This is a genomic window from Ruegeria sp. BHSA162, from assembly GCF_059613385.1.
In genome coordinates this window covers 21,031-47,580 of record NZ_JBXWSK010000014.1, presented here as the reverse complement: position 1 = coordinate 47,580, position 26,550 = coordinate 21,031, and the positions used below count along the sequence as shown (strand labels likewise).

Genomic DNA, 26,550 nt, shown 5'->3' with positions numbered 1-26,550 from the left:
GCGATGGGAGGGCGAGTTGAGCAGCGAAAAATCGGAGCTTCGTTGGGGAGTCGCGCAGCGCCTCGAGTTCATCGAGTTCCGATTGTTTTGGGAGGGGCATGTGAACCGGAGCGATTTGATGGAGCAGTTTGGACTGTCGGTGAACCAAGCGTCCGCCGACCTGAACCGCTATATCGGTCTGGCTCCGGACAACATGGTCTACGATAAGAGCGCCCGGACGTATGTCCGAGGCCCCGAATATGCTGCACAGTTCCTGAAACCCGATGCAAGCCGCTACCTCGCACAGCTTCGGTCTTTGGCTGACGGCGTCATGGACAGCGACGACGCATGGATCGCCGAGCTACCAGCCTATGACGCCGCGCCCACTCCGGCCCGTGGTGTGAACCCCGTGACACTACGATCTGTTGTCGGTGCAATCCGCCGCTCTGAAGCGATCGAGGTGAAGTATCAGTCCCTTTCGCGCCCAGAGCCGAGCTGGCGGTGGATCGCGCCCCATGCCATCGGGTTCGATGGATTTCGATGGCACACTCGGGCCTACTGTAAGACTGACGAGATCTTCAAGGATTTCCTGCTTTCGCGCATCCTCCAGACGCGCGGTGTAGAGGCCAGCGGAGCCACGGATGCGGCCGATGCGGATTGGCAAGAACATGTTACGCTTGAGATCGGGCCACACCCCGCCCTTTCGGAGAACCAAGCCAAGGTCATCGCTCTCGACTACGGCATGCGCGGTGGCAGGGCAAAAATCAAGGTTCGGCGTGCGCTGCTCTATTATGCGCTAAGACGACTTGGGCTTGATACTGATCCTGGCGCAAGGAAGCCGCAGGATCAGCAAATCGTGCTTCTCAACAGGGAGGCCGTTTATGAAAATACTGGATAAATTGTCTCGAGTCCTGGGCGGTCGTGCCTCGCCTAACTACACACCCGAAAGCCAAGTTCTTGCCCCTTACGAGATCCGGCTGATTGCCGAAGGTAAGCTCGATAGACTTTCCGATTTCGCTGCGTCTGCACGCCTCCATTTTTCTGATCCGAAGGGAGACACCCCACTCCATCTGGCAGCACGGACGGGAAACCTTGCTCTATGCGATCTCTTCATCCGTTCCGGGGCCGACCCCAATACACTTAACCATGAACGGCAAACCCCCGCTGACGTCGCATTTTCAGAGGGTCACGGGTTAGCATCGCAGCTTCTGTCTTCGCTTGTTACAGAATCGCCTACCGAAGAAAAACCTGAAGAAGGCGGCATCACCCCAAGACCCGAAACCAGCAACGCGCTTAGAAACGATGTTTCAGAAAATCGATTCTCGCCAATCCCGCAAAGAACGCCGGAAGCGCCTTCGAAGCATGCTGATGAACAAATTGAGGAAAAGTATTGGACCGCAGAAAGAAATGAGGAATTGACACGACTGTGGTCCTTAGGCGCAGAACCAGGCCAGATCGCTCAAAAACTTGGCGGGCTCGTCACTCCCGGCGCAATACTCAACCAGACTCATTGTTTGGGTATATACGAGTTGAGGGGAACAAACAGTGAGCGCACGGAGCTCACCCAATACGAAGAAAATCCAAAGCCGTCCGCAAGGTCGTCTTGGCCAGAGGAGCGGGTCGACCTCCTGAAAAGAATGTGGGCCGAAGGCCGAAGTGCGAACCAGATCGCAAGGGAGTTGGGCGGGGTCAGCCGCAATGCAGTGCTGAGCAAAGCACATCGTCTCGGCCTGTGGAAAAAAGAGGGTGATGACGACAGCAGCTCCGAAACGGTAGCTGAAATACACCCGCCCGTTGCTGCTCCGCCCATTGCAGCGCAACCGGAACCGCTCAGCGCGGAGACTGAGCAATCTAATGCGGCACCAAGCCAACTAGATGACCTTGACGACTTGCTTGTTTTTGAAGCTGAGGAAGAGCCAGAGAATTTCTTCGGGGAGTCCAAGCGCGAAGCGGTTTCGGGGACATTCGTTGCGCTCGTCAGTCCCTCACCTGTAGTTTCCACGGATGAGCACGGAGATTGGGATCTCGACCTTTCACCAGCATCGATTGCCGGTGAAGGCATTGGTGCCGCCGCCGTAAGCTCGGATAATCGCACCGAGCATGATTTTCTCAAGGTACGTAACCGTGGGCGCCAATCAATCAAATCCGCGGTGGTTCAGAGCGGCACGCGACTGTCAATCGATCCGGAGAACTGCACCTCATGGGCCAAGGAAATTTTGCAAAAGGGGTGGTACTCATCCAGCGACATCGAAAACCTTCTCGCTCTATGCGACGGCAATGGTGATCTTGAGGAATTGCGCATCAACCTCCAGCGCAACCTTGAGGTCGGCGGCTTCGACGAGGTAGATTTAGCCTTCAGGCATAATGACGGGCTTTGGGACTCCCGAACGGAGATATCCGCGGATGAGCTTTCTGAAGCAATCGAGGCAGCTCTCACGAGATCGACGCGGCTGCCTGGAACACAACGCTTCGTCATGGACAAGTCCGATGAACGGAAACTCTTGGAGCCCATGGTCCGGGCAAAGCAAGAGCTTCAGTTGGGGATTCTCGCCTCCGAAGCCGCCGTCCAAACGATCCTTGATGTCGTCGACACCATCCAGAGTGGCGTCCGGAACCCAAGTTCTGTATCGCTAAAGACCATCATCCCCTCTCGCCCTGGCCACACCGAGACGGCCGAAGTCATGGCCGCTGCGGAATCCCTCAGGTCTTGGCAAGAAAATGGACGCGTTATGGATGGTAAACGGCGACGGCAAGCGCTTAACGCGCTTGAGGCGCTCGATCTATCTCTGGGATTCCTAAAAGAGCTCGTTAGTTCGATTGAACAAAACCTTGCCAGCACAGAGCATGTCAAAGAGCTGAATACCCAAATCTCGCTCTTTGAGGACGCCAACGAGCGACTAGTCCGCAAACACCTGCCTTACGCACGACGCTTTGCTGCACGGAGCGTGGAGGAAGGTGAAGACCCTGAGGACGTCTTTCAGGTGGCGTTCATGGGTCTACAGCGATCCACGCGGCGCTTTGATCCAGAGCGCGGTTATCGCTTCGTTGTCTATGCCTCTTACTGGATGCGGCAGGCGATCATGCGATGGCGTGCTGACGAGGGATCTACGATCCGCATCCCTGTTCATCGGAAGGAGAAAATTGCGAGGTTAGATCTCGCCATGGATAAGCTCGACGTTAGGACTGACAGCTATGTTTCCGAAAAGGATCTTGCAGCGGAACTGGAATGGACAACTGAAGAGGTGTCTCAGTTTCGTGGGTTTCCCCGCGAGGCTGTGTATCCAGAAAGCATCGACGACTGGGATGAGATATTCCCTGGTCAAGAGGACGCGAACGCCTTCGACGCGGCAGAAACAGAACTGATCATTGCAGACGCCCTGGCCGAACTGCCAGAGCGCGAGGCTGATATAATTCGGATGCGCTTTGGGATTAATCGCGATTCTGACATGACCCTTGAGGAGATCGGTCAGATCTATGGAGTGACGCGCGAGCGCATTCGACAGATCGAGGCAAAGGGCCTCGACAGGCTTTCTCATCCGGGCCGCATGCGACGTCTTGAGATTCTATTGGGGCGTGAATTAGGAAAGGTGGAAAATTCTTTTCCCTCTGCGGCATCTCAAAAAAAAAGTGATGGAGCCAACTCGGCAAAAGGCGCCGCATTCGCGCCAAATTCATTTGGACATCAAGACACTCAAGAACTCCCAAAGGATTCTGGTTTAGGGGCGAACAGAAATCACGGGAAAGGTGAAAATGGCGCACAATCCATAGGGCCAAGCTCTGATGATCTCTTTGATCGCGCCATGAAAATGTGGAGCTCAAGCGTAAATCCGGACGAAATAGCCCGAGAGTTGGGTGTTGATAGCTGGCAAGAAGTGTTCGGCCCAGGAAAAGCTGATGGCAGTTAGAAATGCCCCCCCGTACGCAGGTTCAATGCTCGAGTCACTTCGCGGGCTCGGCTATGCGCTTCCTACTGCACTGGCCGATCTGGTTGACAATTCCATTACGGCGAATTCTAGCGAGGTCGCCATCCATCTCGAATGGGCCGGCCCAGACAGCTGGGTAAGGATTGTTGACGACGGCGACGGCATGGACGACGCGGCCCTTGAAGCCGGAATGCGCCTTGGAGCGCGCGATCCTCGGGCGGAGCGCGCAGCCAGCGACCTTGGGCGCTTCGGACTAGGCCTTAAGACAGCAAGTTTCTCTCAAGCTCGAAGACTGACCGTTGCCAGCCGGCAGAATGGCGGTCCTGTTGTATGCCTGCGCTGGGATCTCGACCTAATTGGTCAGGAGCCGGGCGCCGAATGGCCCCTCTTTGAAGGGCCCGCACAAGGATCTGAGCAACTGCTTGCGCCCCTCGAGCAGATGGAACACGGCACTATCGTCCTTTGGGAGAAGCTAGACCGTATTGTGACCGATGGCTTCACCGCCCCCGACATGATCGAGCTCGCCGATCGCGTCGAAGCACATCTTGCGATGACCTTTCATCGTCTTTTGGACGGGCAGCAGCCGACGCTGCGCCTCCTTCTCAACGGTAGAGGGGTGAAGCCCTGGGATCCTTACATGATAGGACATCCCGGCAAAGCGCTCGAAAGCCCCGAGTATCGCATCCTTCATACGACAGGTGTGACAGTTCAGTGTCATGTCCTTCCGCATCGCGACATGCTCAAGCCCGCCGAACAAGAATCCGCAGCCGGACCCGGAGGATGGACGCAGCAGGAGGGCTTCTATGTCTATCGCAACCGCCGTCTCCTTCTTGCAGGGGGCTGGCTGGGCCTAGGCGATGGCGGCAAGCCATGGCCGCGCGATGAAGCTCACCGGCTCGCCCGCATAAGGCTTGACATACCAAACAGCGCGGACGCCGATTGGAAGATCAATGTTCTGAAGTCGACCGCCAATCCGCCGGTGCGTCTGCGGCCTCAACTTCACCGCCTTGCATCGGAGACGCGGGACACGGCGAGACGGGTCTTTGCCCACCGAGGTCATGTCGCGCCTGTATCGGGCACGCGCTCCAACGCGGTTGCGGAGGCTTGGCAAGTGCGGCGCTCCGCACAAGGGACCTCTTACCGGATTGCCCGAGACCATGACCTCATCGCCTCAATCCTGAAACGCGCAGGATCGCTCAAACCGGACATACTCGCTGTTCTCAGGCTCATTGAGGAAACCGTTCCAGTTCAGCGCATCTGGCTTGACACCGCAGAAGACAAGGAAACGCCGAGGACAGGTTTCGCCGGGGCATCGGACGAAGAAGTTATGGAGACATTGTCCTCGATGTTCGAAGCACTTGTGACATTTCGGGGTCTGAGTCCTTCTGAGGCGCGCGAACGGCTTGGTCGCACGCCCCCATTCGACAGGTATCTCGACCTAATTTCATCCCTTGAAGTGAAAGATCCACTATGACGGTTTCTAATCAGAAGGCCTTCGATTCAATACTTTCCATGGCGCAGAACATGCTGCGCCTCGCTGCGGAGCGGGCACAGAGCCCTGTGACGCCAGAAATGATCGAAAAGGAGCTGGCAAAGCTCGCAATGATGATGGAGGAGGATTTTGCCCTCGTCGATCGGGACGCGCTCGTTGACGAACTGATCCGTCGCTCAAGCCGCACCGTTGGTCAGAACGCCACCCTAATGAACGGTGAGAACCATATTCCCTGGCTCGACGCTGAAAGAAAAAAGGGGTGGACATACTGGCAACGCTACTCCGAATACATGGAAACGCGTATTCCGTGGTCGGCTCTCGACGCCCTCGACGTTGCTACCGATGAAGTTCTTTCAAACCTCGAGGATCCAGTCCGCGAAGGCGCTTGGGATCGCCGCGGTCTCGTCGTCGGCCACGTGCAGTCCGGAAAGACAGGCAACTACACCGGTCTGATCTGCAAGGCAGCAGACGCTGGTTACAAGATCATTATCGTGCTTGCGGGTCTTCACAACAACTTGAGGGCTCAGACCCAGATCCGCCTAGACGAGGGGTTCCTCGGCTTTGCCACGATCGCGGATGCCGATGAGCTTCCTGCGGTCGGGGTTGGATTGATCGACAACGACACATCTGTCCGTCCCAATGCCGCAACCAATCGAAGTGACAAAGGCGACTTCAACACAGCCGTTGCGGCCAAGATGAACATCAGTCCGGAGCAGCGACCTTGGTTGTTCGTCGTCAAGAAAAACAAGACAGTCCTTGAGCGCTTGTTACACTGGATCCGCAATCGCGTCGCCAATCACACCGATCCCACGACGGGTCGCAAGATGGTTACCAATTTGCCAATTCTTGTGATCGACGATGAGTCGGATCATGGTTCAGTAGACACGGGCGAAGACGTCGTAGATGATTTCGGCAATCCAGATCTCGAGCATCAGCCGAAAACCATCAACAGGCTCATCCGTGCGATCTTGCACCACTTTGCACGCAAGGCTTACGTCGGCTACACCGCGACACCCTTTGCAAACATCTTCATTCACGAGCGAGGTGAAACGCAGGAGCATGGTCCCGACCTATTCCCTTCCGCATTCATCACCAACCTAGCGGCACCATCGAACTACGTTGGGCCGGGACGCGTGTTTGGGTCCGCTTCAAGCGCGCCAGAAGACCTGCCATTGGTGCGCGCACTATCAGACGATGAATTCCAGCCCTGGATGCCCAGCAAGTCGACAACGTCGCCAGAAATGAAGCCGCACAAGAACGGGCATCGACCACGCTGGGAGGGCGAAGATCGCGTGCCGGACTCGCTCGCAGAAGCGATCCGGTCATTCGTGTATGCCTGCGCCGTACGGAAACTGCGCGGACAAGGCGACAAGCACTCCTCCATGCTCATCCACGTGACGCGCTTCACCTCAGTACAAAATGAAGTCTTCAATCAGGTGGCCACCTACGTGAGAGACATGAAAGGCCGATACACACGTGGCATCGAACTTGCTCCCCTCGAAGCATCCATGCGCGAAGAATATGAAGCGACCTTCCTCCCTGGTATGCGAGGGATCCGAGATGCGCTTGTGGAAGGCGAGACGCTGGATGACTTCTCATGGGCGGAAATTCGTGACGTTTTGCCGGACGTCCTGTCGGACATTCGCGTGCGCGAGATCAACGGCACGGCGAAGGACGCTCTGGACTATGCTGAGAACGACGCCAGCGGCCTGAAGGTTATCGCCATCGGTGGCGACAAGCTTGCGCGTGGTCTGACGCTCGAGGGTCTCTGCACAAGCTACTTCCTGCGGACCGCACGCATGTACGACACACTGATGCAAATGGGTCGGTGGTTCGGCTACCGTGACGGCTACCTCGATGTCTGCCGCCTATACACATCCGAAGAAATGGTGGAGTGGTTCGGCCATATCGCCGATGCAGCCGAAGAGCTTCGCCAAGAGTTTGATAACATGGTTGCGGCCGGTGCCACGCCGAAGCAGTTCGGCCTGCGCGTGAAATCCCACTCCGTGCTGACCGTTACGTCGCGGGCAAAGATGCGAAACGCGCGAGCGATGCAGTTGACCTATTCAGGCGATCTGCTGCAGACCATCGTGTTCCCAAATCGAAAGGACGATATCACGGCAAACTTCAATGCCACTGATCGCTTCATCAGCGCACTAGGCCCATCGAAAGACCTGAACCACCAGCTCTTTGTACCTGAAGGTCAGAAGTGGAACGGACACCTATGGCGAGATGTGCCAGCACTCAGCGTGATCTCGTTCCTTCGGGAGTACAGGACCCATTCGGCCAGCTTCCGGATCATGAGCCCGCTGATCGCGGACTTCGTTGAGGAAATGAACAAGGACCAGGAACTGACAGACTGGACCGTGGCCCTTATCGGAAAGGAACAACCCGGAACAGAAAAGTCGGTTGGTGGCGCATCGGTCAAAATGCTGGATCGCCGCAGAGCGGCCGAGCATGCGGATCGGTACTCCATCAAGACCCTCATTTCCCCACGCGATCAGGCTATTGATCTAACCGAGGCAGAGTGGAAGGCAGCCCTCGAACTCAGTCAAAAAACCTGGCGCAATGATACGGATCGAAACGAAGGCAAAGAACCACCTTCCGAACCCAGAGGACCGCAGATCCGCCACGTTCTCGGATACGGGGTACTTGACGCTGGCATTCCGGCTCGACGCGAACGTGGCTTACTGATGCTCTATCTGCTAGATCCTGCCGGTTCTGGCGTCCCTGAACTCGAAAATGCAGACCCTGTAGTAGCTTGGGCAATCAGCTTCCCATCGAGCACTTCCGAGAGAAGAGTTTCCAATTCCAAGTATATCGCCAACAGCGTTCTGTGGGGAGGTCTGAATGACTGGGTGGACTGAGGAGGGGCTTGAACGCGCTTGGCGAGCGCTCGCGCGCCAGGAGGCCAGTGAAGACTGGCGCTTTGTACATCTCACCGAGATGGGTGCTGTCTCTGTTGAGGCTGGCTGCCACTTCCCCCTGGGGCGAGAAGCGTTGATTGTTTCATTTCCCAGCTCGTGGTCAGTGAATTCGGCACGGTTGCCTGAAGGCAAGGGTTTCGATGTCGCCGTCATCGAGGGGCAGACTGTCGTTGCCGGAAAGACCGCCATCGCCTTGGTCAGACGGCCCGAAGGATCACCGGACATCTTCGCCATCATGGTCGTCGATGTCTTGCGAACATTGGAAGTCGCAGCAAACACGGCGAATCGTGATGTGATAGAGGCCTTCCTCGAACGGGTCAGGGAATGGCAGGCATTCATGGCCCGTACGCACCGCCCCCTTTCGCCCGATGCACAGATCGGCCTTGTCGGCGAGTTATGGATTTTGAGACTGCTCGCAGACACATCCTTGGGAGTTGGTGCTCTCGATTGCTGGCAAGGACCATTACGAGCAGCGCAAGACTTTCACGTGCGCGGAGGCGCGATTGAAGTAAAGAGCACTGTTCGGACCGGCAGCTTCCTCGCCCGAATCAACAGCATCGAGCAGCTGGATGGTTCTCGAGATCCAATTCTTCTTTGCGGGCTTCGCTTCGAGGAAAACACGGACGGATCTTCACTTGTCGATTTCGTGTCTGAACTCCGCGAAAGGTTTGAGCGTGCTGGGGTGCAGCGCAGCTTCGAAGCCCTACTGATGGTGATGGGGTACCTTGACGAACATGCGCCGCTCTATGGCCGCACGCTGATATTGAAGGATGCAAGGGGATTTCGCGCGGAAGGTCACATGCCACGCCTCACGCGTGCTGACCTGCCAATCGCCATCCGTTCTGCCGCCTATGTCCTTGACCTGGATGCCTTGGAAGTTCCTTCCATTACTCTTCCAGAGTTGATCAACGAGTTTGGACTGGATTGACATGAGTCTTGAAGAATTTCACTACAATTTTCGTTCCGACATGCAGACGATCATCGCCGAACGTGTTTCGGATGGAGAGGGTCCCTTTCCTTCTGAGGAACTCGTTTTTGCCGAAATGGTCATGGAGCACGTGGCAGAAACCGGGATATGCGACGCGCCCACCGTTTGTCATTGGAACGGCAAGGTCGGTAACGCCAAGCTGCGCATAACCGGCTATGCCCTCAGCTCCGATGAAACGGCGCTCGACCTGTTCGTGACCCACTATTTTGGAACAAATGAGTTAAACGATCTACGTGACTCAGATGCCACAAGAACGGCCAGCGAAGGCGTGCGCTTCCTCTTTCGCGCTGCGAGTGGCCAGCTTGACGCCAAAATTGATCCTACCCACCCGGTCAGGGACCTCGTTGCAACCATCCGTTCCCGATGGCACGACATCGACCGCTTACGGGTTTTCGTGATCACAGATGGACGAACCAAAACCAAGCGTTTCTCGAACAAAGAGGTTCATCAAAAGATGGTGGCCGTCGAGGCCATGGATATTGAACGGCTGTTTCGACACACCGAAGGAAAACCAAGAGATGAACTCGCAGTCAGTTTTGTTCAGTCGATAGGTCGACCTCTACCTTGTGTTCACGTTCCTGATCCTGACGCGGATTACGAGTACGCCCTGACTGCCATTCCCGGGCAACTTATTCGAGATCTTTATCTTCGTTACGGCACAACGCTACTCGAAGCCAACATTCGAACGTTCCTGGGAAACAAACGTGCAGTGAACAAAGGTATCGTCGAAACTCTACGAAAGGAACCGGAGCACTTTCTCGCATTCAATAACGGCTTGGTCCTAGTCTGCGACGAGGCTGCGTTCGAGCGTACTGATGACGGTAATCTGGGTTTGTCGTTCATGAAGGGATTGCAGATCGTGAACGGTGGCCAGACGACATCGAGCATCTATTTCGCGTCGCGCGACGACCGTACCATAGATCTGAGCCATGTCATGGTTCCGGCCAAGATCATCATTCTCAAGGCCTCACAAGACGAAGCGCGTGAGCGATTAATCAGTAATGTCTCGCGTTATGCAAACAGTCAAAACGCAGTTAAAATGTCAGATCTCTCGGCAAATCGCCCATTCCATCGAGAGCTCGAAAAACTTGCAAACGACACTTGGTGTCCTGATGGCGCTACCCGTTGGTTCTATGAGCGGGCGGCTGGCGCCTACAACGTCATGCTGCTGAGAGAGGGCACTACCCCTGCTAAACGCCGCAAGCTGAAGGAGATGATCCCACCGAGGCGCAAGCTGACCAAGAACGACCTTGCCAAATACCATGAGGCGTGGCGCGGAAAGCCAAACCAGGTCGCGCTTGGCGGCGAAAAGAACTTCGCAGCCCTCATGGCAGCGCTTGACGAGGATCCAAACATCGCTCCTAGTCCGCTTAATGCAAAGTGGTTTCGCGCAATGATTGCAAAGGTAATCGTGTTCAAAGCCATTGAGAGTATGATTAAGACAAAAGACGCGAAAGAGATCTTCCGCCAAGGTTATGTAAATATTGCCACCTACGTTGTTGCAGTTGTCGCAGATCGAATTGGAGACAGGCTCGACCTTGAGAAGATCTGGATGCGACAAGGCATCTCGGCAGAGTTCCGGGATCTGCTTTGGGACTGGGCAGTAATTGTGAATTCCGAGTTCAATAGGATCGCTCCAGGTCAGCAGTTTTCCGAAGTCGCCAAAAGACTCGAAACGTGGAACAAAATCAAGCTAGTCGCTTTTCCCCAGCAATATGGAGGAATTGATGAACTGCGGGAGAATTAACATGAGAAGATATGAATTGGCCTTTGCACACGTGAGCCGGATCCCTACAGAAATAATTCCGTCGTTGAACTGGTGAACAGTCAATAATCACAATTCAAAGACGGTACCAAAGTCTCATCTTTCGAGTTGGCATTGAACGGAATCTCACTCCACCTTTGCCAGCCGAACGAGGAAAATCGCAGACCGGCATTTACCAAGATTGTCAACAGGTGAGACCATGCCAAATGACCGAAAAATGGGCCGAGATAATCATGGACCGACCAAGGATCATGAGACTTCCTCGGAAGATCTTTCAGAACTTTCCCTCTCGGAGTTCAGTTCGGAGGTTGCGGCCGAGGACTACCATCGAGCGAGGCAAGCGGAAACCTCGAAAGGTGAATTCATCAAGGTTAGTCAGACTAAATGGGATCATCACGAAGTCGATTGGTCACTAGGCGACCTAGACACTGGGACGACACTTGCGACGGAGAGTTGCCAAGATGGGCAGCCTGCCCCTAAAGATGGAATTGAACGCACTGTTTCCGTCACGCCCGATACCTCGAATGCAAGCAAGCAAGAAGAGACGTTAAAGAGCAACACAACAACTTGCGAGCATGTCGCTTCCATCCAACTGAAGAATTTCAAAAAGTTTCGAAGCTTCAGAATTGACTGTGGAGCTACAAACATTCTTACCGGCAAAAACAACGCTGGAAAGTCAAGCATTCTTGACGCGCTCCGGGTCGGTCACGACGTGCTCAGGTACGCGTCAAGAAGAAAACCTGAAATATCCGAGTTCGAGGGAAGAAGCTGTGCAAGCTTTACCATGCCAACCAGTACGTTAAAAATTCCAATCGATAATATTGCATGGAACTACTCTGATAACCCAGCTTCAGTTCGGCTATCACTGAAAAACGGATCTCAATTTGTGATCCTTCTGCATCCAGATCAACCAATTAAGGCCTATCTCCTTTGTGACGGGCCCTTTCCTCGAACCACATCTGCCTTTCGGCGTCAGTTTCCATTGTCCCTTGTTGTCGTTCCAACTTTGGGTCCAGTTGAAGAGAATGAACAATATTTGACCGATAAAACGATCTCAACTAGCGAAAATACCCGCACCGCTCATCGACATCTGAGAAATATCCTCATTCGAAAAACAGAAGATGAGTTTGACGAATTTTCTGAGGCAGTGTCATCTGCATGGCCAGAAATATCGTTGGAGCGCCCGAGGGTTTTGAGCCCTGGGGAGCCGATGGAGATGATGTTTTTCGAAGAGGGAATCCCAAGAGAGATGTTCTGGTCAGGTTTTGGCCTTCAGGTGTGGATGCAAATGGTCTTACAGTTCATGCGTGGTTCCGATAAGTCTGTCTTGGTCTTGGATGAGCCGGACATCTATCTCCATCCTGAACTTCAGGTCCGCATGGTTGAATTGGCCGCGCGCAAGTTTGGTCAGATATTTATTGCTACCCACTCGCCCACCATCGTTGATTGTGCAAATCCCGAAGATGTACTGACCATTTCAGCAAAGGATGCCTCCGCTATCAGAGCCGCAAGGTACTAAGAAATCCCAATAGTTGGTGAGCGAAGTCAGGCTGCTCAAAGGTCACTTAAGCTAGTTGAGAATTGCATTTAGGAGTCTAGCAATCTGGATAGCAAGAAACGGAGGCACCGCATTACCAACCTGCACATACTGTTGCGTTCGATTGCCCATGAACAAGTAGTCATCGGGGAATGTCTGTAGGCGTGCAGCCTCGCGCACGGTCAGGCTGCGGCACTGGATTGGATCGGGGTGTATGAAGTAATGTCCATCCTTCGAAATATGGCTGGTTACCGTAGTCGCGGCCGCGTCGGCAAGTTGGACTCGAAATCGATCATTGAATACGCCGCTGTGCCAGTTCCGATGATCTGGGCTGAGCGCGAGAGGAAAATCGGCAGCCTTCGGGCTGTAGCCATGCACTGCCCCGAATACAGCTGCGAAGAGATACCGCCCGAGGTCCGAGGCCATATGCCCGCGAGTTTCGTGTTGGGTGATAGCACTTAGCTCTGGCCGCTCAAGCCAGCTCAGTAGTTCATCGTTTGAGTTACCGTATCCATCCGGCAGACATGACGCAGTTCGACGGTTCGGAGCCCGTGACTTCATTTGCTTGGCAACGGATGAGAATGCCTGCCGAAGAGGAGCGTTTTCTTTTCCCTTGTGTATGCCGGCCATTAATTTGGCCGCTTCGACAACTTCTTCTCGCCACGCCAATGAATCGTCTCGACCACGGCTAATACCGCTGCGTACGTCGGGCATTGTCCCGATGACGTCGCTAACCGTCCGCGTCAGACCCGAGACGGCAATCTCGGCGCGGGTTGCCTTGCCCGCAATATCGGATCGGATACCGACGATGATCACCCTGTGACGTCGTTGCGGCACTCCAAATTCTTCAGCACGCACGATGAAATCAGACGGTCGGACTGCTTCTTGCAGGCTAGCTTTTCCGTCTTCCACTCGCACTGCCAGCAAGTCGTAGTGATGATCTTGGCCCGTACCATGTGAGGACAGGTCCTCCATCAGCATCTCGAAGACAAGTCGACTTTCAACAGTCGAGGAAAGCATGCCTTTGACGTTTTCCATGACGAAAGCGGCGGGACGAAGCCTCTCGAGCACGCGGATGTACTCTCGGAATAGGTAATGCCGCTCATCATCTTCAGGCACATAGCCGATCTTGCCCTTGGCTCGGGCCCGCCCAACCAGGGAATAAGCCTGACAGGGCGGCCCGCCGATGAGAATTGTATCGTCATAGTTTTTGCGCAGCTTCGCGATGGCACCGTCAATCGCCTTCGCAGCAGCCTCAGTTCCAAGTTCGAGTGCACGAGCCTCATCGAGCGCAAGCTGCCAGGCTTCGGCGTCGACTATTGACCAATCCGGCTCGGGGACAAGCCCTGCATGGAAATCGATGAACTGATCGGGCAAGGCGCCTTGACGTGCCTTGTATTCACGCAGGAACGCGCGCAGCCTCAGCGTGCGATGGGCCGATGCCTCCTTCTCGACCGAGATGCCGATCCGGAACGGCGCTTGTCCGTCCTCGACAAGGGATGCAAACCCCTCACCAAGTCCGCCGGGGCCGGCGAACAGATCAACGATGCCGAAAGTCGAAGGCAAATCAGGCTCCTGACGAACTTCATTCAGTCGGTGTATACCAGGTTCCAGATCGAAGACCAGGGTGCACGTGGCCGATATCGTCGACAAACAGACCCGATCCCGGATGATGGCCGGGATCAAGGGAAAGGACACGAAGCCCGAACTAGTGCTTCGGCGGGCACTTCATGCCCGCGGCTTCCGTTACCGGCTGCATTCGAAAAATTTGCCCGGGCGACCTGATCTCGTGTTTCCAAAGCATCACGCAATCGTCTTCGTGCATGGCTGCTTCTGGCACCGCCATGAGGGCTGTCGTTACACAACCAGTCCATCGACCCGCCAAGAGTTCTGGCAAGCCAAGTTCACCGCAAATGTCGCTCGGGACGAGGCAGTTCGCGATAAGCTCCTGGAAGGCGGTTGGCGCATCGCCACGGTTTGGGAGTGCGCTCTCCGGAAACCGGATCAGATGAACGTCACAACCGACCTCCTATCAGCGTGGCTTCGGTCTAATGAGCTTCAGCTGCAGATCGGCGACGATGAGGCATCTTCCGTCATTCGAGCGGATGTCCGTTCAGCTGCTGACACCTAGCCACGCCAGAATCCTCTGAACACCTTGGCGCTCGGCCTATTTGGCGTATCAATGGCTTGAGCGGTTACGGAGAGAAGATGTGCTGAACCCCAGAGGTGATACTGGCCAAGAGCTTGATGCGAAATTCACGCTCGAGAAGCTACCGGACGGATTTGCCCTCACAGTTGAGTCCCGGGGCGGGTCAGACCATGGCCCTAACCCCAGCCGGAACAAGAACTACATCGATGGCATGCTTCTGCACCTGAAGCGCATGGCCGAGCATGACATGCGCCTGGACGAGATCCAGGTGGCTAGCGCGAAGGCGCTACGGCTGCCTGAATCTGAACGCGTTGTCTGGCCTGACGGCTAGCCGTCCGCTTCCAATGCATTGCCGCAGAGGATGCGGTGATCCCCGAGCAGCCAGATGTCGCCGGGCCGGGTGATGGCGACTTGTGCCGGGTTCGGCTCTTCAACGGTTTCCGGCTGACGCGCATCCGTGTCACCGGCACCGCTGATGAGGAGGTCGATCTCCGCCACCTCGAAGCCGGTGATGTCGAGACCGAACTCCAGCTCGCCATCCAGGCTCAGGTCCATCAGCTCGGCAAACTCGATCTGCAGCGCCGCCTGGTTCCAGTCGGACAGTTCCGCGAGCCTATTGTCGGCGATGCGCAGGGCGCGCACCTCGGCCGGGCTCAGGTGACCGGCCACCACGGTCGGTACCGTGGTGAGGCCAAGCGCCTTCGCTGCCTCGAACCGGCCATGACCGGCAATGATCACGCAGTCGCCGTCGACCAGGATCGGGGTGACGAAGCCGAACTGTCGTACCGAGGCTTTCAGCTTGTCGATGCTCTTTACCGTGTGAACGCGATTGTTCTTGGCGTAAGGCTTGAGGTTTGCAATCGGCGTCTGCACGACCTTTTCGGCCATCCAGACAGGGGCGGTCGATGCTGCGGCATCGCGGGGTTGGGATTGGGTACGCATGCGCGCCTCCATTCATCTGGGCTGTCGCAACAGCCGGGGATCGAATGGACCGCTTCGGGGAATTCGGAGAGAGCACGAACAGCAACTCCCCGGATCCAGCGATCCGGTTCATTGCCTCTTTCGATGCTCCCTTTGGGCGCTCGGGCCCGGTGAGTGCTTCTGGCAGGATTTGAAGGTCCTGCGTGAGGCACACCGAATATAATCACCCAACCAGCAAGAAGCAAGCTTTTGTTTTTTTCCAGTGCGTTAAGACACCCACGATTCTTCGTTAGCGCCAGCGGATTCAGGCTGGACTACCGGCGCGAACCACGCATCACTGGTCCCACGCCCGACATGTTCGGGCTCACCTCGGTACCGGGGCACGGCATCCCGCCCCCCTGAACACGAGGAGACCAGACATGCCCAAAACCAAACACACCAAGACCGATAGGGTGCAAACCCTGCTTCGCCGCCCCGCAGGTGCCAGCCTCGCGGACATCTGCAAGGCCACCGGCTGGCAGCAACACTCGGCCCGGGCCGCCCTCAGCATGTTGCGCAAGAAAGGCGCAACGATCGAACGCCGAGCATCGGACAAACCGGGCGCGCCGGCCACCTACCACCTCGTTGCCGAGGCGGAGGCGCAGGCATGACCTTCCCAGCGGAAATCGCCGAGCTGGAAGCGATGGATCGGAAGGGCTTGCTGTTGCTCTGGCAGCAGCTGTTCGACCGCCCTGCCCCGGCAATGCTGAGCCACCCCTTCCTGCGCCGTTTCCTCGCCTTCGAACTGCAGGCCCGCCGTCATGGCGGGCTCTCCCGGAAGGTGACGGCTGCGCTGGACAAGGGGGCGGACCAAAAGCCACGGCCGACGCCCCCTGCCCTCAAACCCGGGGGACGCCTGCTGCGCGAATGGAACGGGGTGACCCATGTGGTCGATGTCACCGAGGACGGTTTTGCCTGGAACGGTCGCGCCTACCGCTCGCTTTCGGCCATCGCCCGCGAGATCACCGGGGCGCACTGGTCCGGCCCCCGTTTTTTCGGTCTCGCTGGAAAGGGCGCCAGATGAGCCCGCGTCGCAAAGTCCGCTGCGCCATCTACACCCGCAAGTCCTCCGAGGACGGGCTGGACCAGGACTTCAACTCGCTGGATGCGCAACACGAGGCCTGCGCCGCCTATGTCGCTAGCCAGCGTAACGAGGGCTGGTCACTGCTGCCACAGCGATACGACGACGGCGGCCTCTCCGGCGGCACGCTCGAACGCCCTGCCCTGCAGCGGCTTCTGGAAGAGATCGATGCCGGGCGCATCGACATGGTGGTGGTCTACAAGATCGACCGGTTGACCCGCTCACTCACCGACTTCGCCAAGCTCGTCGAGCGGCTCGAACAGGCCAACTGCTCCTTCGTCTCGGTGACGCAGTCCTTCAACACCTCGTCATCCATGGGTCGACTGACCCTGAACGTGCTGCTGTCCTTTGCCCAGTTCGAACGCGAGGTGACGGCCGAGCGCATCCGCGACAAGATCGCCGCCTCCAAGAAGAAAGGCCTCTGGATGGGCGGCAACCTGCCCTTGGGTTTCGACCGCCAGCCTGATCCCAAAGCCCGCACGCTGGTGGTGAACCAGGAAGAGGCCAGCACCGTCCGGCGCCTCTTTGATCTCTACGCGGAACTGCGCTGCCTGCGCCGGGTGGCGGAGCGGGCCGCTGCGGAGGGGTTGTGCTCGAAACGGGTTGTCCAAGCTGATGGCACCGTCAGAGGCAATCGCCTGCTGTCGCGCGGCCAGATCTACTACCTGCTGCGCAACCCGGTCTATCGCGGCCAGATCCGCCACAAGGACAAGGTCTGGCCCGGCCAGCACCCGGCGATCATCGGCGAGGACCTGTGGGAGCGGGTGCAGGAGAGGATGCGGCAAGCCTCACAACGGTTCCGCGCGCAACCCTCACCCGACGCTCCATCCAGAGGGACAGACCCCGGCGCCTGGCTGACCGGCCAGCTGCGGGATGACACCGGCGACCGGCTCACCCCGACCCACACCACCCGCAAGGGCCGACGGCTACGCTACTACGTCTCCAACAGGCTGATCTCCGGGGGCACGGATCCCACCGGTTGGAGATTGTCAGGACCAGCATTGGAGACGGCGGTCATCAACATCGTGATCACACATCTGCAGGAGGCATCCGCATCGCACCGGATCCTCGCGCGGCCCGAGGCCGGGTCCGCATCTGTAATCAAGTCCGCGGTCGCAGAACTGGCCACCCGGCTCCGCGACACCGGCGGAACGATTTGCGCCGGCCTGCTTGCCTCTGGCACGCTCAAGCGCGGGCGGATCTGCCTCGACCTGGACGGCAAGGCCCTGGCAAGCGCGCTTGGCCATTCGCCAGACGATCTGAACCCGGACCTGCTCAGAATCGAAGCGCCTTTCGACCTGCGACGCCGCGGCGTCGAAGCCAAGATCATCGCCGGCGATGTGCAGCCTCACCCGGATCCGCATCTCCGCTCCATGCTGATCCGCGCCCATGGCTGGGTCCGTAATCTGAAAAGTGGCGTCCAGCTGGTCGACATCGCGCGCCGGGAACAGGTGCCCGCCTCCTTCATCCGCACCGGCGCCCAACTCGCCTTCATGTCGCCGAAGATCCAGGCCGCGATTCTCGACGGCAGCCAGCCGCCGGAGCTTACCCTCAAGCGCCTGGTCAGCGTCACCCACCCGCTGGATTGGGCGGAGCAGGAGCGCATCTTCGGCTTCTGAAACTCTCCAAAATTCCGGCTTCCCTGATACCCGGTGTGACGTCCCTGTTCCGGCGCAGAACTTCCCTGTTACCGTGAAAAAATTTCCCTGTTCCACAGTTTAGGGAATTTGGGGCGTAAATCATTGATATCACGCCATTATCACAAAGGCGAAATCAGGAGATTCCGCCAAAAATGCCGAAATTCGCTGTAAACTCCCTGTTATCAGGGAAAATCCGCCCAAAGCGACCCCGCGAAAATACGGAACTGAGACTGGCGTCAGAACCGTGCCTTAGTTGTGCTTGCTAGATCGTCTCTGATAGAAAACGGGTATGGTAAACCGCTGAAATTTCGGCAGAAATCCGGGACAGAAAGTATCCATGGAGTGAGACGGGAATGGGTGGCGGGGAGACAGGGATTCGAACCCTGGGGACGCTCTCACGCCCAACGGTTTTCAAGACCGCCGCATTCGACCACTCTGCCACCTCCCCGGCGCAGGCAGCGGTCTAGGACGAACATCGGTTGGTGGCAAGTCCAAAAGAGGGATTTCTTGCCGAAGCCGGACCCACGGTCTTTCCTTGAAACAACCCGCAGGTTATGATTTGCGCGATGACTGCAGGAGGCCGGCAAAAGAACCGGTCGAACCGCGGTTGGGGCCGGCCACGCAAAGGCCCTACAGGCAAGGGATAACACAATATGAAGCGAGCGACAGAGACACGCTTTGGACCGCGGCCGTTGGCGGTGCTGGTTGTTGCAATGACTGCGCTGACGGGATGTGACGAAGCTTTGAACGCAGGCAAGTCTTCCTCGGAGGCCGCCAGTGACGATGGGCAGACCCAAAGCAACACCACGGAACTGTTCCCCGAAGTCGCCAGCGGCTCTCAGCGCGATGTTGAAGCGCCGGACGTCTTTGAAGTGACCGAGGCCGGGCTCTGGGATGGGCGTCCCTCGTTGGGTGGCATCTGGGTCGCGCACCCCAGCGCGTCTCAGCCCGAGCGGGTCGCCATCAAGAACACAAGCAACAACAAGACCGTGACGGGCGCCTTGTTCCGCCGGGAACGAAACCTGCCCGGGCCGGCCCTTCAGGTGTCCTCGGCAGCGGCTGAAAAACTGGGAATGCTTGCCGGCGCTCCTGCCCGTCTGCAGGTGGTTGCACTCCGCCGCGAAACGATCGAGCCGGAGCCTGCGCCGGAACCCGAAGCAGCCCCGACCGAAGAAACTGCAAGCGCCGCCGAAGCAACCGCAGCCGAAGAAGCCACAGCGGCCGGACCCGACGAAAGTGCCGAAGAAAAGCCGGCCAAGCGGAAATGGTGGCAGAAAAAGACACCTGAAAACACCGGTGCCGTGGTCGCCGGTGCTGCCGCGGCCGGAGCGGCCGCAAGCGCCGCCGCCGAAGAAACTGCGCCCGCGATTGAGGAAGCGGCAGATGCGTCCGCGACCGCTGCATTGACGGATCCGGTCGTCGCACCGCCACCCGCCCAGAAAAAACGCAAGTGGTGGCAGAAGAAAGATCCCAATGAAATTACCGAGACGCCGCTGGACCCGATCGCAGGTGCTGCCGCCGCCATAGACGCATCCGAGCCGACGCCGGCTGCGGCGGCCAGTGCCACAGCCGCATCGTCGAACCTGACCAAACCCTATGTTCAGATCGGAACGTTCGGAGTTGAAGCGAACGCGAAAGCCGCCGCCGAAAAGGTCCGCACGAACGGATTGGCGGCCGAAGTTCTGGAACTGGAGTCGGCAGGCAAGTCGGTCTGGCGTGTACTGGTCGGCCCTGCCACAACGCGCGCCGAACGCAAAGCGATCCTCGGAGATGTGAAAGACCTGGGCTTTACCGATGCCTTTATCGTGAAGAACTGAACAGGAGGGTCCAATGCTGACCTCACTCAAATCGGCTGTTCTGGCCGCGGGCCTTGCCCTGCTGGCCCTGCCGGTTCACGCCTTCGACACGTCCGCGCGCGCGGCCTATGTGATCGATCAGACGACAGGCACTGTGCTGTTGTCGAAGAATGCCGATGAACCGCTCCCACCGGCATCGATGTCCAAGCTGATGACGCTCTACGTGGCATTCGAAGCCCTGCGCGAAGGTCGACTGACGCTGGATGAAACGCTTCCGGTCTCGGAACATGCCATGAGCTATGGCGGCTCGACCATGTTCCTGAACACGCAGGACCGGGTCCGGGTCGAGGACCTGCTGCGGGGCATCATCGTCCTGTCTGGCAATGACGCCTGTGTCGTGATCGCCGAAGCGCTCAGCCCGGACGGCACCGAGGCCGGCTTCGCGCGCTACATGACCCAACGCGCCAGGCAGATGGGCATGAACCACTCGAACTTCACCAACTCGAACGGCTGGCCTGCTGCAGGTCACATGATGTCGGTTCATGATCTCGCTGTGCTGGCCGACAGGCTGATCACCGATTTTCCCGAATATTATCCGCTGTTTGCCGAGGAAACCTTCGAATTTGACGGCCGCGCCCCGTCGAACGTGAACAACCGCAACCCGTTGCTGAAACTGGATATCGGTGCCGATGGCCTGAAGACCGGCCACACGCAAGAGGCGGGCTATGGCCTTGTCGGATCGGCCAAGCAAGGCGATCGCCGGGTGGTCTTCGTTCTTTCCGGGCTCGACAGCATCTCTCGCCGGGCAGAGGAGGCTGAGGCCGTGGTTAACTGGTCGTTTCGAAATTTTATCGAGAGGACAGTTGCCAACGCCGAAACGCCGATAGCACAGGCCAAAGTGTGGATGGGCGCGCAAAAGACGGTTGGGCTTGTGCCCGACGGTGACCTCACCCTTCTGTTCCCCGTACTGGGCGATCAGAACGTGCAGGCCGAAGTCGTGTATCAAGGCCCGATCAACGCTCCGATCGCCAAGGGCCAACAACTGGCCGAACTTGTGATCCAGCCCGAAGGTTTGCCCGAAATCCGGCGCCCCTTGGTCGCAGCCGAGGATGTGGCGATGGGCGGGTTCTTGGTGCGACTTATGACCGTGGGCGGCATCGTCCTGAAAGACATGATCAACACCCCGCTGGAGTCGATGTGAGCCGGCGCGGTCTGTTCCTGACATTCGAGGGGATCGACGGTTCGGGCAAATCCACGCAGGCCCGCAGGCTGGCCGAAAGCCTCGAGGCGGCCGGACATGACGTTGTTCTGACGCGCGAACCGGGCGGTTCGCCCGGGGCCGAGGAAATTCGCCGGTTGGTCCTGGAAGGCGACCCCGACAGGTGGTCGGCGGAAACCGAAATTCTTCTGTTCACGGCCGCACGACGCGATCATTTGGAGCGCACGATCGAACCGGCCTTGAATGCGGGTAAGATCGTGATTTGCGATAGGTTCGCCGACAGCACCCGAATGTATCAGGGCCTGTCGCGCGGAGATCTGCGCGCGTTGGTGGACCAACTCCACGGCCTGATGATCGGCCACGAGCCTGATCTGACCTTGCTGATCGATATGGATCCGGAAATCGGCCTCTCCCGCGCCAAGGGCCGGCAAGGCACCGAAGAACGGTTCGAGGATTTTGGCCCGGCCCTTCAAAAACGCATGCGCTCGGGTTTCCTTGCGCTGGCGGACGAGTTCAAGGACCGGTTCCGTGTGATCGATGGCAATCGCGACGTGGACAGCGTGGCCGTGGATGTGAGAGAAACCGTCCTGAAGGTTCTGCGGTAATTCACGAATGAGCGACGACACACCCACACCGGACCAGGCGCCCGGCGCGCTTCACCCGCGCGAGACACGCAGGCTGTTTGGACAGGATGCGGCCGAGCAAGCCTTCCTGACCGCCTTTGCGTCTGACCGGCTGCATCACGCGTGGCTTCTGACCGGCCCTCGTGGCGTGGGCAAAGCGACCCTGGCATGGCGCATCGCGCGGTTTCTGCTGGCCACGCCGCCGCAACAGGATGACGGGCTGTTCGGCGCGCCCGAGGCTCCGACGACACTCGACATCGCGCCGGACCACCCGGTTGCAGCGCGGATGCTGGCGGGGGCCGAACCCGGTCTGGCCGCGATCACCAGATCCCTGAATGATCAGGGCCGCCTGCGTAACGAAATCGTTGTCGATGACATCCGAAAATTGGGGCGCTTCTTCGGCCTCAGTTCAGCGGACGGCGGGCGCCGCGTGGTTATCGTGGATGCGGCGGACGAAATGAATGTCAGCGCCGCAAACGCGTTGTTGAAAATGCTCGAAGAGCCCCCTGCCCGCACGACACTGCTGCTGGTTTCGCATCAGCCGTCACGGCTGTTGCCGACGATCCGCTCGCGGTGCCGTACCCTGCGCCTGTCACCGCTGTCGCCGGAGGACATGAAATCGGCGCTGGCACAGACCGGGGCCGAATTGCCTCCGCAATCCGATCACCTCGCGGCATTGGCCGCCGGTTCCGTAGGCGACGCGGTACGGCTGATCAATCTGGGCGGGATGGAGATCTATGCCGAGCTGATCCAGATACTTGGCACCCTGCCCCGCCTCGACCGCCAGCGCGCGCTGGCTTTGGCCGAAGCGGCCGCGCAGCGCGGAGCAGCCGAGCGCTATGACCTGCTTTTGAATCTGATTGACATCGCCCTTTCTCGCCTTGCTCTGACAGGTGCGACCGGCGCGCCTCCGCAGCCCGAAGCTGCGCCAAACGAAGCCGAAGTTCTGTTGCGCCTGTCATCCTCGCGCCCACAAGCCTTGGGCTGGGCCGAGGCCGCATCCATCATCACGGCCCGTGCGCGGCACGGGCAGGCGGTGAACCTTGACCCTGTCGCCGTCGTCCTAGATACGGTGTTCAAGATTCAGGAAACCGCCGGTCCGAGCAGATGAGCGACACGCCCCAACCTCCCGCAATCACTGACAGCCATTGCCATCTGGATTTCCCGGATTTCGACGGCCAGTTGGACGCAATCATCGCTCGTGCCGCCGAAGCGGGCGTGACACGCATGGTGACGATCTGCACACGTCTGCGCAATGAGCCGACCGTGCGCGCGATCGCGGAAACATATGCCCCGGTTTTCTACGCTGCGGGCACCCACCCCATGAGCGCGTCCGAAGAGCCGCTGGCAAGCGTCGACGAACTCGTCGCATTGTCCCGACATCCGAAATTTGTCGGCATCGGCGAAACCGGGCTGGACTATCACTACACCGTCGACAGCGCCGAAATACAAAAACGCTCGTTGAGGGTTCACATTCAGGCCGCCCAAAGTACAGGCCTGCCGCTGATCATTCACGCCCGTGCAGCCGACGAGGACATGGCGGCGATCCTGCAGGACGAGTTTCGGAACGCACCTTACTCCTGTGTGATGCATTGCTTCTCGTCTTCGGCCGAACTGGCACGGGCAGCGTTGGATTTGGGGTTCTACCTCTCCATGTCCGGCATCGCGGCCTTTCCAAAAAGCCAAGAGCTGAGGGATATCTTTGCGGCAGCGCCTGTCGATCGAATTCTGATAGAGACCGACGCACCATACCTGGCCCCGCCGCCGCACCGGGGCAAGCGGAACGAGCCCGGCTATACCGCTTTCACCGCCCGGGTCGGCGCCGAACTGTTTGGCATGGACTACCCGGATTTCGCCGCGCAGACCCAAGCGAATTTTGATCGACTGTTTGCGAAGGCGGCCGCCTACCCGGTTGCCGAATGAGCATGCTGCGGTTCACGATCCTGGGCTGTGGCTCCTCTGGCGGTGTCCCCCGGTTGGGTGGGCATTGGGGAGATTGTGACCCGCAAAATCCGCGCAATATCCGCCGCCGGTGCTCGATGCTGGTTGAACGGGACGGGCCGGACGGCACGACCTCGGTACTGATCGACACGACCCCGGACATGCGCAGCCAACTGCTGGACACCGGAACTGGACGCCTCGACGCCGTTGTCTACACACACTCACATGCCGATCATGTGCACGGCATCGACGACCTGCGTATGATCGTTTTCAACATGCGCGCGCGAGTGCCCGTTTGGGCGGATGGCGACACGCAAAACGCATTGCTGGGGCGGTTCGGCTACGCCTTCATTCAACCCGAAGGCTCACCCTATCCACCGATCCTCGACCTGAAGACAATTGACGGTCCGTTCGAGATAGACGGTCCGGGAGGATCAATCCCGTTTCGCCCGTTCAAGGTGAACCACGGATCGATCGATGCGCTTGGTTTTCGTATGAACAACCTGGCCTATCTGCCTGATGTTGCGGAAATCTACGATGATGCCTGGCCCGAGCTTCAGGGATTGGACTGCCTCGTGATCGACGCGCTGCGCCGGAACCCACATCCGACCCATGCCCACCTGGAAAAGACCCTTGGCTGGATCGAACAGCTAAAGCCGGCTCGGGCGGTTCTGACCAATATGCACATCGATCTGGACTATGCAGCCGTCGATGCCGAGACCCCTGACCATGTCGAGCCTGCCTATGACGGCATGGTGATCCGGCAGCCATTGTAGGACATCGGATTGCACGCGCTTCCCCAAGCTCTGACCGAACAGCCTGGATTGAGGTCGTGACATGTTGCAAAGCCTGATCGACGTCATCCTTCCGGTCTTTCTTGTGATTGGGGCTGGTTATGTCTCGACGCTGACGGGCTATTTCAAAGAAGTTCATATCGATGGGTTGATGAAGTTCACGCAGGGGTTCGCAATCCCCTGCCTGCTGTTTCTGGCCATCGCCCATCTGGACCTGAGCGCCAGCTTTGACCCGCGCCTTCTGGGCAGTTTCTATACTGCCGCAGCTCTGTGTTTCCTTGCGGGGGTATTTGGCGCTCGCCTGATATTCAAGCGCGAATGGGAAGACTGCGTCGCGATCGGGTTCTGCTGCCTGTTTTCGAACTCGGTCCTGCTGGGCCTGCCGATCACCGAACGCGCCTATGGGCCCGACAACCTGACCGGAAACTATGCGATCATCGCGTTCCACTCGCCGTTCTGCTACTGCGTCGGCATAACCGTGATGGAGGTCATCCGCAACCGAGGCAATGGCGGTATGCGCATGGCCCGATCGGTGCTTTCGGCAATGTTCAAGAACGCGCTGATCCTGGGCATCGCTCTGGGCTTCATCGTCAATCTCACGGGCATCGGAATTCCGGCTGTGGCAGACGAGGCCCTGAGCCTGGTGACCCGTGCAGCACTGCCCGGCGCCCTATTCGCCCTGGGCGGAGTTCTGGTCAAATACAAGCCCGAAGGTGACCTGCGGACAATCGGCTATGTTTGCTGCGTTTCACTTGTTCTGCATCCAAGCCTGGTCTGGTTGTTCGGTACAGCGACCGCCCTGCCGCAAGATCTTTTCCGCTCGGGCGTTCTGAATGCGGCGATGGCGCCCGGATTCAACGCCTACATCTTCGCCAACATGTATGGCCGGGCCAAACGAGTTGCCGCCTCTTCGGTGTTGATTGGCACAGGCGTGTCCATTCTTACGGTATGGATGTGGTTGACGTTGCTCGGATAAAGACGAATTGACTTTGCGGGAGGGCGCCACACCTATCCCGAAACAGAACAAGGAAGCCCCAGCATGCCGACTGCCGTCATCGTAGCGCATGGCCAACCGTCCGACCCAGACCCGGCCGAGGCATCTCTGGCCAGACTGGCCGCTCAGATCGATCAACTGACGGATAGAGTCACAGTCAGATCGGCGACCCTCGCCGCGCCAGGCGCGCTGGAAAAGGTCCTTGATGAGATTCCGGACGGCAGCGCGATTTTTCCATTGTTCATGGCGAAAGGGTGGTTCGTGACTTCTGCGCTTCCCAAACGCCTTGAAGGGCGCGCAGTTCGGCAACTCGACCCGCTGGGCGTTGACCCGAAGCTACCCAACCTGGTGGCGCGCGCCCTGCAACCCTTGATCGACGAGCTAGGTTGGAGCACCACGTCCACGGATCTGCTTATTGCCGCACACGGCTCAGGCCGCAGCCGCAACCCGGCAGCCGTCACCCGCGAATTCGCTGACCGTTTGGCCGGGTTGATATCACTGAAATCAATCCGCTGTGGATTTGTCGAAGAACCCCCATCGATCAGTGACGCCGCCCAAATGACCGGGGATCATGCGATCTGCCTGCCGTTCTTTGCCTGCACCGGGGGCCACGTGTTAGATGATATTCCCGCCGAGCTGGGCAAGGCCGCATTTCGTGGCCCGGTGCTGCCTGTGGTCGGCGAGTTGGATGAAATCCAGTCGCACATCGCGCGGACATTGGACGGGGCTTTCGCTGAGTAGT

The 26,550-nt window shown here is 58.2% G+C and carries 22 protein-coding genes and 1 tRNA gene; 20 read left to right on the top strand and 3 right to left on the bottom strand.

Going from position 1 to position 26,550, the window contains the following annotated elements; genetic code table 11:
- Nucleotides 1-16 precede the first annotated feature (16 nt).
- The 7 genes from AC2FM5_RS06795 (at nucleotide 17) to AC2FM5_RS06765 (ending at nucleotide 12,593) form a co-directional block, all read left to right on the top strand.
- Complete coding sequence (locus AC2FM5_RS06795) at nucleotides 17-877, top strand: BrxR family helix-turn-helix transcriptional regulator (protein ID WP_496734623.1); 861 nt, start codon at nucleotides 17-19, stop codon at nucleotides 875-877.
- Entirely contained in the window at nucleotides 861-3,884 is a 3,024-nt protein-coding gene (locus AC2FM5_RS06790; protein WP_496734621.1) for a sigma-70 family RNA polymerase sigma factor, read from the top strand. Before AC2FM5_RS06795 ends, AC2FM5_RS06790 begins: the two co-directional genes overlap by 17 nt.
- Nucleotides 3,885-3,909: 25 nt before the next feature.
- Complete coding sequence (locus AC2FM5_RS06785; protein WP_496734619.1) at nucleotides 3,910-5,376, top strand: ATP-binding protein; 1,467 nt, start codon at nucleotides 3,910-3,912, stop codon at nucleotides 5,374-5,376.
- Nucleotides 5,373-8,261 (top strand): Z1 domain-containing protein, encoded by a 2,889-nt coding sequence (locus AC2FM5_RS06780; RefSeq protein ID WP_496734617.1) that lies wholly within the window; start codon nucleotides 5,373-5,375, stop codon nucleotides 8,259-8,261. The genes AC2FM5_RS06785 and AC2FM5_RS06780 overlap by 4 nt, the downstream gene beginning before the upstream one ends.
- Nucleotides 8,245-9,249 carry a PD-(D/E)XK motif protein gene (locus tag AC2FM5_RS06775; RefSeq protein ID WP_496734615.1) on the top strand — a complete coding sequence of 335 codons (1,005 nt, stop codon included), beginning with the start codon at nucleotides 8,245-8,247 and terminating at the stop codon, nucleotides 9,247-9,249. The genes AC2FM5_RS06780 and AC2FM5_RS06775 overlap by 17 nt, the downstream gene beginning before the upstream one ends.
- Nucleotide 9,250: 1 nt before the next feature.
- The gene (locus tag AC2FM5_RS06770) at nucleotides 9,251-11,056 is read left to right on the top strand and encodes an AIPR family protein (protein ID WP_496734613.1); all 1,806 of its coding nucleotides are present in this window, start codon (nucleotides 9,251-9,253) and stop codon (nucleotides 11,054-11,056) included.
- Nucleotides 11,057-11,273: 217 nt separating this feature from the next.
- Nucleotides 11,274-12,593, top strand: a complete 1,320-nt coding sequence (locus AC2FM5_RS06765) for an ATP-dependent nuclease (protein WP_496734611.1) — start codon at nucleotides 11,274-11,276, stop codon at nucleotides 12,591-12,593.
- A 51-nt stretch (nucleotides 12,594-12,644) separates the two neighbouring features.
- Here AC2FM5_RS06765 and AC2FM5_RS06760 read toward each other — a convergent pair whose 3' ends face one another.
- Nucleotides 12,645-14,177: a DNA cytosine methyltransferase gene (locus AC2FM5_RS06760; protein ID WP_496734609.1), complete on the bottom strand. Its 1,533-nt coding sequence runs from the start codon at nucleotides 14,175-14,177 to the stop codon at nucleotides 12,645-12,647.
- Between the two features lie 67 nt (nucleotides 14,178-14,244).
- On the opposite strand from AC2FM5_RS06760, the gene AC2FM5_RS06755 reads away from it, so the two are divergent.
- Together AC2FM5_RS06755 and AC2FM5_RS06750 are read left to right on the top strand one after the other, a co-directional pair.
- Nucleotides 14,245-14,742: a very short patch repair endonuclease gene (locus AC2FM5_RS06755; protein WP_496734607.1), complete on the top strand. Its 498-nt coding sequence runs from the start codon at nucleotides 14,245-14,247 to the stop codon at nucleotides 14,740-14,742.
- A 79-nt stretch (nucleotides 14,743-14,821) separates the two neighbouring features.
- Nucleotides 14,822-15,091 (top strand): hypothetical protein, encoded by a 270-nt coding sequence (locus tag AC2FM5_RS06750; RefSeq protein ID WP_496734605.1) that lies wholly within the window; start codon nucleotides 14,822-14,824, stop codon nucleotides 15,089-15,091.
- On the opposite strand, the gene AC2FM5_RS06745 is transcribed toward AC2FM5_RS06750, so the two are convergent.
- Nucleotides 15,088-15,702, bottom strand: a complete 615-nt coding sequence (locus AC2FM5_RS06745; protein WP_496734603.1) for a ParB/Srx family N-terminal domain-containing protein — start codon at nucleotides 15,700-15,702, stop codon at nucleotides 15,088-15,090. The two genes, AC2FM5_RS06750 and AC2FM5_RS06745, sit on opposite strands and share 4 nt — an antisense overlap.
- A 398-nt stretch (nucleotides 15,703-16,100) precedes the next feature.
- Here AC2FM5_RS06745 and AC2FM5_RS06740 point away from each other — a divergent pair, with 398 nt between their 5' ends.
- Genes AC2FM5_RS06740 through AC2FM5_RS06730 form a run of 3 tightly spaced genes read left to right on the top strand, consistent with a single transcriptional unit; the run spans nucleotide 16,101 to nucleotide 18,420 of the window.
- On the top strand, nucleotides 16,101-16,331 hold the full coding sequence (locus AC2FM5_RS06740; RefSeq protein ID WP_170404272.1) for a DUF3489 domain-containing protein: 231 nt from the start codon (nucleotides 16,101-16,103) through the stop codon (nucleotides 16,329-16,331).
- Entirely contained in the window at nucleotides 16,328-16,744 is a 417-nt protein-coding gene (locus tag AC2FM5_RS06735) for a DUF2924 domain-containing protein (RefSeq protein ID WP_496734601.1), read from the top strand. The genes AC2FM5_RS06740 and AC2FM5_RS06735 overlap by 4 nt, the downstream gene beginning before the upstream one ends.
- Nucleotides 16,741-18,420: a recombinase family protein gene (locus tag AC2FM5_RS06730; protein WP_496734599.1), complete on the top strand. Its 1,680-nt coding sequence runs from the start codon at nucleotides 16,741-16,743 to the stop codon at nucleotides 18,418-18,420. The genes AC2FM5_RS06735 and AC2FM5_RS06730 overlap by 4 nt, the downstream gene beginning before the upstream one ends.
- A 379-nt stretch (nucleotides 18,421-18,799) precedes the next feature.
- Here AC2FM5_RS06730 and AC2FM5_RS06725 read toward each other — a convergent pair.
- Nucleotides 18,800-18,889 (bottom strand) — tRNA-Ser (locus AC2FM5_RS06725).
- A 265-nt stretch (nucleotides 18,890-19,154) separates the two neighbouring features.
- Here AC2FM5_RS06725 and AC2FM5_RS06720 point away from each other — a divergent pair.
- From AC2FM5_RS06720 to AC2FM5_RS06685, 8 genes are all read left to right on the top strand, one after another.
- Nucleotides 19,155-20,258, top strand: coding sequence for an SPOR domain-containing protein (locus AC2FM5_RS06720; protein ID WP_496734597.1), 1,104 nt, complete (start codon nucleotides 19,155-19,157; stop codon nucleotides 20,256-20,258).
- Between the two features lie 13 nt (nucleotides 20,259-20,271).
- Nucleotides 20,272-21,438, top strand: coding sequence for a D-alanyl-D-alanine carboxypeptidase family protein (locus AC2FM5_RS06715; protein ID WP_170357363.1), 1,167 nt, complete (start codon nucleotides 20,272-20,274; stop codon nucleotides 21,436-21,438).
- Nucleotides 21,435-22,061 carry a dTMP kinase gene (tmk, locus tag AC2FM5_RS06710; protein ID WP_496734595.1) on the top strand — a complete coding sequence of 209 codons (627 nt, stop codon included), beginning with the start codon at nucleotides 21,435-21,437 and terminating at the stop codon, nucleotides 22,059-22,061. Before AC2FM5_RS06715 ends, tmk begins: the two co-directional genes overlap by 4 nt.
- Before the next feature lie 7 nt (nucleotides 22,062-22,068).
- A complete protein-coding gene (locus tag AC2FM5_RS06705) occupies nucleotides 22,069-23,190 on the top strand; it encodes a DNA polymerase III subunit delta' (RefSeq protein WP_170404286.1) in 1,122 nt (373 codons plus the stop codon).
- Nucleotides 23,187-24,002, top strand: a complete 816-nt coding sequence (locus AC2FM5_RS06700) for a TatD family hydrolase (protein ID WP_496734592.1) — start codon at nucleotides 23,187-23,189, stop codon at nucleotides 24,000-24,002. Before AC2FM5_RS06705 ends, AC2FM5_RS06700 begins: the two co-directional genes overlap by 4 nt.
- Nucleotides 23,999-24,796, top strand: coding sequence for an MBL fold metallo-hydrolase (locus AC2FM5_RS06695; RefSeq protein ID WP_170341052.1), 798 nt, complete (start codon nucleotides 23,999-24,001; stop codon nucleotides 24,794-24,796). The genes AC2FM5_RS06700 and AC2FM5_RS06695 overlap by 4 nt, the downstream gene beginning before the upstream one ends.
- Before the next feature lie 61 nt (nucleotides 24,797-24,857).
- Nucleotides 24,858-25,790, top strand: a complete 933-nt coding sequence (locus AC2FM5_RS06690) for an AEC family transporter (protein WP_170404291.1) — start codon at nucleotides 24,858-24,860, stop codon at nucleotides 25,788-25,790.
- Between the two features lie 63 nt (nucleotides 25,791-25,853).
- Nucleotides 25,854-26,549 (top strand): CbiX/SirB N-terminal domain-containing protein, encoded by a 696-nt coding sequence (locus AC2FM5_RS06685; protein ID WP_496734588.1) that lies wholly within the window; start codon nucleotides 25,854-25,856, stop codon nucleotides 26,547-26,549.
- The last annotated feature ends 1 nt before the right edge of the window (nucleotide 26,550 follow it).